This is a genomic window from Cytobacillus pseudoceanisediminis (assembly GCF_023516215.1).
GTDB lineage: Bacteria > Bacillota > Bacilli > Bacillales > Cytobacillaceae > Cytobacillus > Cytobacillus pseudoceanisediminis.
Genome location: NZ_CP097349.1, coordinates 4,389,500 through 4,401,979, shown reverse-complemented (window position 1 = coordinate 4,401,979; position 12,480 = coordinate 4,389,500). Strand labels below are relative to the sequence as shown.

Genomic DNA, 12,480 nt, shown 5'->3' with positions numbered 1-12,480 from the left:
TTATGAGGCCGGTCTTCAATTAAAATATATTCAGCCATTCTTTCAGCAAAGCTGTTAAGAAGATATTCGCAAGCGCTACGGGCAGCAGAACCTTCCAGCCAAATTCCATGAGCTGGTCTGCACGAAGGCGCGGGAATGTGACACGAAACCAAACCAAGATAAAGATTACAGCCGTGAATTTAAGTGCAAACCAAACGGCACCCGGAATGAATTCCAGGAATGGAAGCGGCAGCCACCCGCCAAGGAATAATACGGTTGTCAACGAAGCCATTGCAAAGAAATATACATATTCCGCAAGCATGAAGAACGCCCAGCGGAAGCCGGAATATTCAACATGGAAACCTGCGACCAGCTCTGATTCAGCTTCAGGCAAGTCAAATGGAACACGGTTCAGCTCAGCTGTCGAAGCAATCAGGAATACGATGAAAGCAATTGGCTGCCAAATGATGAACCAGCCATTCTTTTGCGCTTCCACGATCTCATTGAGGTTTAAGCTGCCTGTTAAAAGGATAATGCCTAATACAGACATAACGAGCGGGATCTCATAAGAAATCATCTGGGCCGCAGCACGCATCCCCCAAGCAGGGCATATTTATTATTGGAAGCCCAAGCTCCGGTGACAATACCGACTGTTGTCAGTCCGGAAATGGCTATGTAATACAGCAGTCCAACTCCAATATCAGCAAACTGAAGTTTATCTGTAAAAGGAATCGTTGCCAGCACCATAAATGCCGGTGCAAACGCAATGACCGGTGCAAGAATGAACAGCGGCCTGTCTGCAAGTTTAGGAATGGTGTCTTCTTTTAATAAAAGCTTTAATACATCAGAAACGGTCTGAAGAAGCCCCCAGCGTCCTCCGACCTGATTCGGGCCATGGCGCAGCTGCATAAACCCCATGACTTTACGTTCTGCCAGGATGGCATAAGTAACAAACCCCAAAACGACTAATAGCAAAACGGTGGCAAGCAAGAAGAAAATACCGAAATTCAGCAGACCTGCTTCGGAATAAAGAAGTTCTTCTACCATTAACCGTCCACCTCCCCAAGGACAATATCAATTGCCCCTAAAATAGCAATCAAGTTCGCAATGTTTTCGCCTTCAAGCAGTTTAGGGAGAATTTGAAGATTATAGAATGATGGCCTTCGGAATTTTAAGCGATATGGCTCCTTCTTTCCATCACTCGCGATATAGCAGCCGATTTCCCCCGCGGAGATTCGATTCTTACAAACGCTTCCCCTTTTGGCGCTTTGATGATTTTCGGAACTTTTGCCAGTATTTCGCCTTCTGAAGGGAATTGTTCCACTGCCTGTTCAAGGATTTTTAATGATTCTTCAATTTCCTTCATGCGCACATGATACCTGGCCCACGCATCCCCGCCGTCCTGAACGGCAACATCGAAATCGAAGCGGTCATAGATTGAATACGGCTCATCTTTCCTGAGATCCCATTTCACGCCTGTGCAGCGAAGATTTGCACCGCTCAGGGAGTAGTTTAAAGCATCCTCTTTCGTATACTTTCCTACCCCTTTGACACGGTTCATGAAAATTTCATTTCCTGTTACAAGCTGATGATAGCCTTTCAGCTGTTCACGCATATAGGGAACAAACTCTCTTACTTTTTCAATCCAGCCTTCAGGAGCATCCCATTTTACACCGCCGACACGCATATAGTTAAACGTTAAGCGGCCCCCGGATATTTCATTCAGCATATTGATGATCATTTCACGTTCTCTGAATGCATACAGGAATGGGCTTGTCGCTCCAATATCCAGCAAATAGGTACCCCACCATACGAGATGGCTGGCAATCCGGCCAAGTTCCATGGTAATTATCCGAAGATATTCGGCCCGATCCGGAATTTTAAGATCCATCATCGTTTCAACGGCATGCACAAGGATATAGTTATTCGTCATGGCGGCAAGATAATCCATTCTGTCTGTATAAGGAATAATTTGCGTATACTGCAGGTTTTCAGCCAATTTCTCCGTTCCGCGGTGCAGATAGCCGATGACCGGTTTCGCCTCTTTGATGATCTCACCGTCAATTTTCAGAACAAGGCGGAAAACACCGTGCGTACTTGGATGCTGAGGTCCAACATTCAAAAGCATTTCTTCGGTTCGCAGCATTGGTTACACCTCCACATCGTACGGTTCATAGTCTTTGCGCAGCGGATGCCCAATCCAGTCTTCCCCAAGCATAATCCGATATAAATTAGGGTGGCCCTTGAACTGAATGCCCAGCAAATCATACGTTTCACATTCCGGCCAATCCGCTCCAGCCCATAACGGCTGCAGAGAATCAATTTCCGGCTTATCGCGGTCAATTTTAACCTTAAGGGCTACAGATTGGCGCTTTTTGTATGAGTATAAATGAGCATACACTTCCATATGCGTCTCAAAATCAGTGCCATGAAGCTCTGATAGGTAATCAAAACCAAGTTGTTCATTATATTTCAGGAATTCTGCCAATTTAAAATATGATTCAGCCTTGGCCACTAAAGTAGGCACATCCTTGGAAAGATCATTAATATAGTACTCTTCAAGAACGTCAGCACCAAGATTCTCTTCAATTACCTTTACATATTTATCAAGATAAGGCTGATTAACGGATGGCGCTTTTTCTGCAGCCGGTTCAGTGTCTGCCTTGCTTCCGGCAGCTTTTGCCTTTGCGGCAGCTGCGGCGGCGGCCTTTGCCTTTGCGGCTGCGATTGCCTTGGCCTTTTCATCATCAGCTGATCCGCCAGCTTTGCCTGCCGCAGCTAATTTTGCTTTTGCTGCAGCGGCGGCTTTCGCCTTTGCGGCTGCAATAGCCTTTGCTTTCTCGTCATCCCCGCCAGCTTGTTTTGCTTGAGCAGCGGCTTTCGCCTTAGCTGCTGCGGCGGCCTTTGCTTTTGCGGCGGCGGCGGCTTTTTGCTTGGCAATGTCCATATCTTCTGCTGGGGATTCTTCCTTCGCTTCACCCTGCTCTTTCGCCTTCACTTTAGCCAGTGCTGCAGCCTTCGCCTTCGCAGCGGCAGCGGCTTTTTGCTTGGCCAGATCCATGTCTTCTGCTGGGGATTCTTCCTTCGCTTCGCCCTGCTCTTTCGCCTTCATTTTAGCCAGTGCTGCAGCCTTTGCCTTCGCAGCTGCGGCGGCTTTTTGCTTGGCCAGATCCATGTCTTCTGTTGGGGTTTCTTCTTTCGCTTCCCCTGCTCTTTCGCCTTCATTTTAGCCAGTGCTTCGGCCTTTGCCTTCGCAGCGGCAGCAGCTTTTTGCTTGGCCAGATCCATGTCTTCTGCTGGGGATTCTTCTTTCGCTTCCCCCTGTTCTTTCGCTTTCATCTTTGCTAGGGCAGCAGCCTTTGCCTTCGCAGCTGCGGCGGCTTTTTGCTTAGCCAGATCCATGTCTTCTGCAGGTGTTTCTTCCTTCGCTTCACCCTGCTCTTTCGCCTTCATTTTAGCCAGAGCTGCAGCCTTCGCTTTAGCTGCTGCTTCTTTTTCAGCTGTTCAAGATCCTTTTCTCCGCTCATAGGTTAGATCACCTTCTTCCCAGTCTTAGCCTCATAACGGATTTTTTCCTTTAGCTTATTAATTCCATAAATCAATGCTGCCGGGTTCGGCGGGCATCCTGGTATGTATACATCAACAGGGACAATCTGGTCGACCCCTTTTACAACTGAATAAGATTTAACATATGGCCCTCCCGCTGTTGCACAGGAGCCCATTGCAATCACCCATTTTGGTTCAGGCATTTGATCGTAAAGACGGCGGACGATTGGCGCCATTTTCTTTGTTACTGTACCTGAAACAATCATGACATCAGACTGGCGGGGAGATGTACGGAAAAAAGATCCGAAACGGTCCAAATCGTAATGCGATGAACCAACACCCATCATTTCAATGGCACAACAAGCAAGCCCGAAGGTCATTGGCCACAATGAATTACTCCGCGCCCACGCTTTAATCTGTTCCAAAGTTGCCATAAACACATTTCGCTGCAGTTCTTCCATTTCTTCTGGTGAAATATTATCCAACTTTAAATCCATTTCAGCACCTTCTTTTTCCATGCATAAACAAGTCCAATTACTAGCATAAATACAAAAATCAGCATCTCAATCAATGCAAAAATACCAAGTTTCTCATAGGCCACAGCCCAAGGATACAAAAATACCGTCTCTACATCAAAAATGACAAACATCAGGGCAAAAATATAATAGCGGACATTGAACTGCACCCTCGAATCATGGAATGGCTCAATCCCGCTCTCATATGTGGTATACTTCGTATCATATGGCTTATAGGGCCGCAAAAGCTTTCCCAAAAACAAAGCCACCACAGGCAGTAAAACTCCCAGGCACAAAAACACAAAAACTATCAAATAGTTATTCTGATATAAATTCCAAAGCTCCATGCCTATCCCCTCCAATGCTGAAAATTTTCACAACATTTAAACATGTAACCGTAACCATTATACACCCTACTCCCCCATGTGTCGACACAACCTCAGACTATTATTGGAAATTCTATCTAGGCCTCAAATCGGATCGCCGGAAGAGAATTTCCATACGCACTTCCCAGCTGGTTTAACACCTTCTCCAGATTATATGAGCTTGCCCCCAGTCAATATCCATTAAAATCTTCATTTATATTTATCTACCATTAAAAATTAAACCCCCTGCTTTGTCAGTGAGATATTTAACACCTTAAAAGAGTTTTTTATTTTAAGCCTGAGTTTTTTGCATTCATTGCTCCTTAAGTTTATCGGCCACTTTTCCAATTTATCGGTCAGTTTCTGTTCTATCAATATACAGCACCGACATATCGGAAAATAAATCACATACAAAAGTTTCTATTTAAACCATCTTAAGGATTAAATGTATCAAATATGACCATTTCTGATGCTTTTTGTTCATCTATTATGAACATTATTATGTTTTGCCGTTTCTTCGTTAATTTCTTGAAATGTGCGTAATTAAATTATAACTCCCCTGTTCTTTTTCTCTGAATTTTCTGTGCTAGCATAGAAATTGTCAACCAAGCTATTAGGAGGCTTTAATATGAAAAAATATTTTTATTATCTGCTCACAGCTTTAACCATCTGGAGTACAGCAGGTGCGAGCGCATATGCAGAAGAAGTAACTGTAAACAAAGGGGATACCCTTTGGTCCATAGCACAAAAACATGAAGTGACCGTTCAGGATATTAAAAACTGGAATGGTCTAGCCGGGGATTTGATTCATCCAAATGATAAACTCGATGTTTCACCTGAAGAAATATACATAGTAAAATCCGGTGATACACTATGGAATATTGCCAAAACATACGGTATTACAGTACATAACCTCAAAAAATGGAATCAGCTAAACTCAGACGTTATTAAACCCGGTTTAGAGCTTATCATCTATAAAAATGGCTCTGCGAAGGAAATAAAATCTAAAACAGTTGTAAAAGCCGCTAACACAGGACAGCCTGTAGCTGAAGCAGGCAAAAACCTGACTGTCACGGCAACTGCCTATACAGCCAGCTGTGAAGGATGCATCGGCATTACTAAAACAGGAGTAAATCTTATTGATAACCCGGATGCAAAAGTTATTGCGGTGGATCCGGACGTAATTCCTTTGGGTTCTAAAGTATTTGTAGAAGGATACGGGTATGCTACTGCCGAGGATATTGGCGGAGGAATTAAGGGAAATGAAATTGATGTGTTTATTCCTGCCACACCAGATGCCATGCAATGGGGAAGAAAAGAGGTAAAAGTTACGATTCTGAATTAATTGCAATTAACGAAGAGGTCTCTCACACAGGGACCTCTTAATTGTGCTATTCATAATAATGGCTACTTTTTAACCAGGTATGTTTCAGACACCCGGCAAAAGGCTTTTAATAGATTTTGCATACATTTTATCCGAATCGCTTCGTCAAATAAAAATACATTGAAAATCTCCGCTTCAAGCATGATGAATATTTTCATGGTTGCATCACCCTTATTGCTTATATGATTATTTGTAAAGTAGCTGATTAATTCTCTTTCATAGTATTCTATCGTTCCAAATAATACAGTCGACAAGGATCTCACCCCTGGTTTTCTTAAGCCTTGTCATTCTAAGCCATGTTGATAATATATGACTCTATTCCCCGGGTTTCAACAGAATCTGACACATTTAACAAAATAGTTAAATTAGTTAAAAAGGCCATTTGTTTTTAATATAAATGTCACACGGCTGTTTCCCATGAAATTATATTTTGTGATAAAGTTATCTCAAGAGCTTAAATTAGGAGAAATTCATATGACTAAAAACAACTGCCCAGTTATTCAAAAATTCGATGAGCTCGTTAAAAAAAGCAATGAGCTAAAAAAGAACTAGACGTCACTCCTTTTGAAGATAAACAAAAGTTCATGAGCCTTCTCAAAAAGCTTATGACCGTGCATAAAAACCTGGATCAGTTAACCCTATATGACCAGACAAAGTATTAAAATAATACAAGGACAGGCCTATGCCTGTCCTTTCTTATGTATAAAACCCGGATTGCGGCTATTAGCCACTCACCCACCAACATATCAACCATCAATTCCATTCGATTAAGTTCACCTAAAAACAGGCTGCCCTCTAAAAGGCAGCCTGTTTTTTATTAATAGCGTCTTCTTCGGTTTCTAAGGAACGCCGGGGTATCAAGTGACTCTTCTTGCGGGTCAGCCTGCACCCGGTAATCTTCCTGAATCGGTTCCCTTTGTTCTCTAACCGGCCGGCGATTGCTTGGTTCTTCTGCATACTGATATGTATGAGCATAGTCTCTTTCTGCTGATGGTTTTGAACTAGGTTTGGCACGTAATTCCTCTTGCTCGTTAAAGCCAGTCGCAATAACCGTAACAAGTATTTCTTCCTTTAGGGAATCATTGATGACCGAGCCAAAAATCATATTCACTTCCTCGTCTGAAGCGGAGGCGACGATATCTGCAGCCTCTTGCACTTCATATAAGCTGATATTAGCACCGCCTGTAATATTCATGATGACGCCGCGGGCTCCATTAATGGACGTTTCTAATAAAGGACTTGATATTGCTTTACGGGCTGCTTCAGCCGCACGGTCTTCCCCTGTGGCAATTCCAATCCCCATCAAGGCTGTTCCTTTATGGGACATAACTGTTTTAACATCGGCAAAATCGAGATTGATTAAACCAGGAACGGCAATCAAATCAGAAATACCCTGGACTCCCTGGCGGAGGACATTATCCGCTTCCATAAACGCTTCAAGCATAGGTGTTTTCTTATCAATAATCTCTAATAAGCGATCATTTGGAATAATAATTAGCGTATCGACTGCTTTTTTCATTGCCTCAATGCCTGCATCTGCATTGGCTGCACGCTTGCGGCCCTCGAACTTGAAGGGGCGGGTTACCACACCAATTGTCAGAGCGCCTACTTCACGGGCAATGCGTGCAATGGCAGGAGCAGCACCAGTTCCAGTTCCGCCGCCCATTCCGGCAGTAACGAATACCATGTCAGCACCCTTCAATACTTCACGAAGCTGGCTTTCACTTTCTTCAGCCGCCTTCCTGCCTACATCAGGATTTGCCCCTGCTCCCAGGCCCCTCGTTAAGGTAGCGCCGATTTGCATGGTTACTTCTGCCTTTGATTGATTTAGAGCTTGTCCATCTGTATTAACAGCAATAAACTCTACTCCCTCAACTCCATGTTCAATCATCCTGTTTACAGCGTTGTTTCCCCCGCCTCCGACACCGATGACTTTGATCGTAGCATATTGGTCTATATTTGTATCAAACTCCAGCATTGCGGCTCCTCCTTTAATTCAAATAGACTTGCATGATTGCTTTAAAAAAGAGAGTAACCCTTTAAAGGTCTACTCTCTTCTATTGTAAAGGCCTATATGAAAGAATTCGAGTGATTTATCTATTTTTTGGGGCAATTTTCTTAAAATTCCGGTGGTAAATATTACTATAAAAAACACCCCCAGCAAAGCCAGGGGTGCTGATGTTTTTATTAGAACTTTCTTTCCGAAACTTCGATCCGATTAATTGCACGCTGAAGTGCAAGCTCTGCACGGCGAAAATCAATGTTTTCACGCTTCTGCTCATTCAGGCGCTGTTCAGCACGCTGTTTCGCACGAACGGCACGCTCTACATCAATTTCTTCTGCCTGCTCAGCAGATTGCGCTAATATCGTTACCTGCTCCGGACGAACTTCCAGGAATCCGCCGCTGACTGCGACGAAATCAGTTTTTCCGCCGTTTTTTAAACGAACGGCTCCAATTTGTAACGGTGCAACCATTGGAATGTGTCCAGGTAAAATTCCAAGCTCACCGCTTTGAGCTTTTGTGCTTACCATTTCCACATCTGATTCATACACCGGGCCATCGGGAGTAACAACACTGACTTTAATCGTCTTCATTTTTTACCCTCCTGGTCCAGAATTAGACCTCTACGCCCATTTTCTTAGCACTCTCGATAACTTCTTCGATTCGGCCGACAAGTCGGAATGCATCTTCTGGCAGGTGGTCATACTTTCCTTCAAGAATATCTTTGAAACCTTTAACAGTTTCTTTAACCGGTACGTATGAACCTGGCTGGCCAGTAAACTGCTCAGCGACGTGGAAGTTTTGTGATAAGAAGAACTGGATACGGCGTGCACGTGCTACGACTAGCTTATCTTCATCAGAAAGCTCGTCCATACCAAGAATCGCGATGATATCCTGAAGTTCTCTGTAACGCTGTAATGTCTGCTGCACCTGGCGTGCAACTGAGTAGTGCTCTTCGCCAACGATTTCCGGTGACAATGCACGGGAAGTGGAAGCGAGCGGATCCACCGCTGGGTAGATACCCATCTCAGAAAGCTTACGCTCAAGGTTAGTTGTTGCATCTAAGTGGGCGAAAGTTGTAGCCGGAGCCGGATCCGTATAGTCATCGGCTGGTACGTAAATCGCCTGGATGGAAGTAACAGAACCTACGTTAGTAGATGTGATACGTTCCTGTAATTTACCCATTTCAGTTGCAAGTGTCGGCTGGTAACCAACGGCAGATGGCATACGGCCTAATAGGGCTGATACCTCTGAACCTGCCTGTGTGAAACGGAAGATGTTATCCATGAAGAAAAGAACGTCCTGTCCCTGGTCATCACGGAAGAATTCTGCCATTGTCAAACCTGTCAGGGCAACACGCATACGCGCTCCTGGCGGCTCGTTCATCTGACCGAATACCATCGCTGTTTTCTTGATAACGCCTGAATCTGTCATTTCATGATAAAGGTCATTACCTTCACGAGTACGCTCACCTACACCGGCAAATACGGAAATACCGCCGTGCTCCTGAGCGATGTTATTGATCAATTCCTGGATTAATACGGTTTTACCTACACCGGCACCACCGAACAGACCGATCTTACCACCTTTAATGTATGGAGCAAGAAGGTCTACTACCTTAATTCCAGTTTCAAGAATTTCTACTTCAGTAGAAAGCTGCTCAAACTTAGGAGCCTCTCTGTGGATAGAATCACGACGGGCATCTGCAGGGATTGCAGGATCTAAGTCGATTGATTCACCAAGTACGTTGAATACACGTCCAAGTGTTACATCACCTACTGGTACAGAGATTGAAGCACCCGTGTCAACAACTTCACTTCCGCGCTGTAAGCCGTCAGTAGAAGACATTGCAATGGTACGGACTGTATCATCACCTAAATGAAGGGCAACTTCAAGGGTTAAGTTGATGTCAACTTCAGATTCGTTACGCGCAGGATTTGTAACAGTCAATGCATTATAGATCTCAGGAAGCTGGCCGCTTTCGAACTTTACGTCAACAACCGGACCCATAACTTGAAGAACGCGTCCTTTGTTCATCTTTTTCCCTCCGTTCGTTTTACATAATGGAGAGCAGGCAACACTCACCTGCTAACTCCGCTTTTCGTTTGTCTAGCTCCGGCGCCTAGCCCCTCGAGTCATAAGCCATTTCCTTCCGGAAGGATAGAACACCTTCCTGCAGGGCTCGTCTTATGCTTTTAGGGGCTGATCGAGGCGCTTCTGCTTTTCTTTATTATTCTAACGCGGCTGCTCCGCCGACGATTTCGGTAATTTCCTGCGTGATGGCTGCCTGACGTGCACGGTTGTAGCTTAAGCTTAATGAGTTAATAAGATCTTTAGCATTATCCGTTGCATTCTGCATCGCTGTCATCCTTGCAGCATGCTCACTTGCCTTACTGTCTAATAGCGCACCGTAGATTAAGCTTTCAGCGTATTGAGGCAGCAATACTTTTAAAATTTCTTCAGCGGAAGGTTCAAACTCATATGATGTAAGCTTTTTCGAGCTGGAGATATCCGTAAGCGGAAGAAGCTTCTTCTCTGTTACATCCTGTTGAATCGCGCTGACATAATGGCTGTAGTACATATATAATTCATCAAATGTCTCATCAGCAAACATGCCAACTGTTTTGCTGGCAATATCTTTGATTTCAGCAAATGCTGGCTGGTCTGCAACGGCAACGATATCCAGAATGACGTTCATATTGCGCTTTTTGAAAAAGTCGCGGCCAACACGTCCGATCGCAATGATTGCATACTCATCAGGTGATTTATGGCGCTTTTGAATCGTCTGGTAGACATTTCGCAATACGTTACTGTTATAAGCTCCCGCAAGTCCGCGGTCAGACGTGATTACCAGGTAACCAGTTTTCTTGACAGGGCGGCTGGTCAGCATTGGATGTGATACATCTTTGCTTCCCAAAGCGATGGATGCCGTAACTTCCTGGATTTTCTCCATGTAAGGCACGAATGACTTTGCATTCATTTCTGCCTTATTCATTTTCGCAGCTGATACCATCTGCATTGCTTTTGTAATTTGACTCGTTTTCTTCGTAGAAGTAATACGATTTTTTATATCGCGTAATGATGCCACAGGTTCTCACCACCCTTATACAAGTTTGTCAGAACCGAATTGAGGTGCCTTAGATGGGGAGCACTTCCCCATCCGGGCAATCTCGATTATTCGGATACTGCGAAAGTTTTCTTAAAGTCGTTAATCGCAGATGCCATATCGTCATCAGAAGGAAGTTCTTTAGTAGCCACGATATGGTCTAACAAATCTTTGCGGTTATGGTCTAACCATGAAAGGAATTCAGATTCGAAACGACGAATATCCTGTACAGGAATGTCATCTAAGAAGCCGCGAGTTAGAGCGTAAAGGATTGCAACCTGCTTCTCAACTTTTAACGGCTTGTTAAGATCCTGCTTTAGAACCTCTACTGTACGGGCACCACGGTTAAGTTTAGCCTGTGTTGCTTTATCAAGGTCAGAACCGAACTGGGCAAAAGATTCAAGTTCACGGTATGAAGCAAGGTCAAGACGCAGTGTACCTGCAACCTTTTTCATTGCTTTGATCTGTGCAGATCCACCTACCCGTGATACAGAAAGACCTGCGTTGATCGCCGGACGTACACCGGAGAAGAATAGGTCTGACTGAAGGAAAATTTGTCCGTCAGTGATTGAGATAACGTTTGTTGGAATATAAGCAGATACGTCCCCTGCTTGTGTTTCGATAAATGGAAGCGCAGTGATTGAACCTGCACCTTTCGCATCGCTTAGCTTCGCAGCGCGCTCAAGCAAGCGGCTGTGCAAGTAGAATACGTCCCCTGGATATGCTTCACGGCCTGGAGGACGGCGCAATAGCAATGAAAGCTCACGGTAAGCAGAAGCTTGCTTTGTTAAGTCATCATACACAACAAGAACGTGCTTCCCGTTGTACATGAACTCTTCACCCATTGTTACACCAGCGTAAGGAGCTAAGTATAGCAATGGAGCAGGCTGTGATGCAGATGCTGTTACAACAATTGTGTAATCTAAGGCACCCTGCTTACGAAGTGTTTCTACTGCATTACGAACAGTAGATTCTTTTTGTCCGATTGCTACATAGATACATACCATATCCTGATCTTTTTGGTTCAGGATTGTATCAATTGCAACGGATGTTTTACCTGTTTGACGGTCACCGATGATTAACTCACGCTGTCCGCGGCCGATTGGCACAAGAGCGTCAATCGCCTTGATGCCTGTCTGAAGCGGCTCGTGTACAGATTTACGATCCATAACACCTGGTGCCGGGCTTTCAATTGGACGTGATTTTGTTGTGTTGATTGGTCCCATGCCATCTACTGGCTGTCCAAGAGGGTTTACTACGCGGCCGATTAGTTCTTCACCAACCGGTACCTCCATGATGCGGCCCGTACGGCGTACTTCATCGCCTTCACGGATTTCTGTAAATGGTCCTAAAATGATAATACCGACGTTATTTTCTTCAAGGTTTTGTGCCATACCCATAACGCCGTTTGAAAATTCAACAAGTTCTCCAGCCATGACATTGTCGAGGCCATGAGCACGAGCGATACCGTCACCAACAGAGATAACCGTACCTACATCACTCACTTGAATTTCCGACTGATAGTTTTCGATTTGCTTTTTTATCAGCGCACTGATTTCTTCAGCATTGATGCTCATGAGTTT

At 44.4% G+C, this 12,480-nt stretch carries 9 protein-coding genes and 3 pseudogenes; 1 reads left to right on the top strand and 11 read right to left on the bottom strand.

The annotated features are described in order from the left end of the window. Positions 1-19: 19 nt before the first annotated feature. From nuoH to M5V91_RS23680, 5 genes and pseudogenes are all read right to left on the bottom strand, one after another. Positions 20-1,026: pseudogene (nuoH, locus tag M5V91_RS23705) on the bottom strand (NADH-quinone oxidoreductase subunit NuoH). A gap of 65 nt (positions 1,027-1,091) precedes the next feature. Next, positions 1,092-2,107, bottom strand: a pseudogene (locus tag M5V91_RS23700) (NADH-quinone oxidoreductase subunit D); the annotation flags it as partial. A 21-nt stretch (positions 2,108-2,128) separates the two neighbouring features. Next, positions 2,129-3,506: pseudogene (locus M5V91_RS23695) on the bottom strand (NADH-quinone oxidoreductase subunit C). Between the two features lie 3 nt (positions 3,507-3,509). After that, a complete protein-coding gene (locus M5V91_RS23685) occupies positions 3,510-4,022 on the bottom strand; it encodes a NuoB/complex I 20 kDa subunit family protein (protein WP_019380617.1) in 513 nt (170 codons plus the stop codon). Further along, a complete protein-coding gene (locus tag M5V91_RS23680; RefSeq protein WP_009332205.1) occupies positions 4,013-4,387 on the bottom strand; it encodes an NADH-quinone oxidoreductase subunit A in 375 nt (124 codons plus the stop codon). Before M5V91_RS23680 ends, M5V91_RS23685 begins: the two co-directional genes overlap by 10 nt. Before the next feature lie 646 nt (positions 4,388-5,033). Between M5V91_RS23680 and M5V91_RS23675 the strand changes: the two genes are divergently transcribed. Next, positions 5,034-5,750 carry a LysM peptidoglycan-binding and 3D domain-containing protein gene (locus M5V91_RS23675; RefSeq protein ID WP_251174304.1) on the top strand — a complete coding sequence of 239 codons (717 nt, stop codon included), beginning with the start codon at positions 5,034-5,036 and terminating at the stop codon, positions 5,748-5,750. 62 nt (positions 5,751-5,812) lie between these two features. Here the strand turns inward: M5V91_RS23675 and M5V91_RS23670 are convergent, their stop codons facing one another. The 6 genes from M5V91_RS23670 to atpA form a co-directional block, all read right to left on the bottom strand. Next, complete coding sequence (locus M5V91_RS23670; protein ID WP_019380615.1) at positions 5,813-6,043, bottom strand: hypothetical protein; 231 nt, start codon at positions 6,041-6,043, stop codon at positions 5,813-5,815. Positions 6,044-6,606: 563 nt separating this feature from the next. Continuing rightward, complete coding sequence (ftsZ, locus tag M5V91_RS23665; protein ID WP_217026595.1) at positions 6,607-7,767, bottom strand: cell division protein FtsZ; 1,161 nt, start codon at positions 7,765-7,767, stop codon at positions 6,607-6,609. A gap of 209 nt (positions 7,768-7,976) precedes the next feature. Beyond that, positions 7,977-8,384 (bottom strand): F0F1 ATP synthase subunit epsilon, encoded by a 408-nt coding sequence (locus M5V91_RS23660; protein ID WP_009332209.1) that lies wholly within the window; start codon positions 8,382-8,384, stop codon positions 7,977-7,979. Between the two features lie 22 nt (positions 8,385-8,406). After that, positions 8,407-9,828 carry a F0F1 ATP synthase subunit beta gene (atpD, locus tag M5V91_RS23655; RefSeq protein ID WP_009332211.1) on the bottom strand — a complete coding sequence of 474 codons (1,422 nt, stop codon included), beginning with the start codon at positions 9,826-9,828 and terminating at the stop codon, positions 8,407-8,409. 193 nt (positions 9,829-10,021) lie between these two features. Next, positions 10,022-10,879 (bottom strand): F0F1 ATP synthase subunit gamma, encoded by an 858-nt coding sequence (locus tag M5V91_RS23650; RefSeq protein ID WP_009332212.1) that lies wholly within the window; start codon positions 10,877-10,879, stop codon positions 10,022-10,024. Between the two features lie 86 nt (positions 10,880-10,965). Then, the gene (atpA, locus tag M5V91_RS23645; protein ID WP_009332214.1) at positions 10,966-12,474 is read right to left on the bottom strand and encodes a F0F1 ATP synthase subunit alpha; all 1,509 of its coding nucleotides are present in this window, start codon (positions 12,472-12,474) and stop codon (positions 10,966-10,968) included. Between the last annotated feature and the right edge of the window lie 6 nt (positions 12,475-12,480).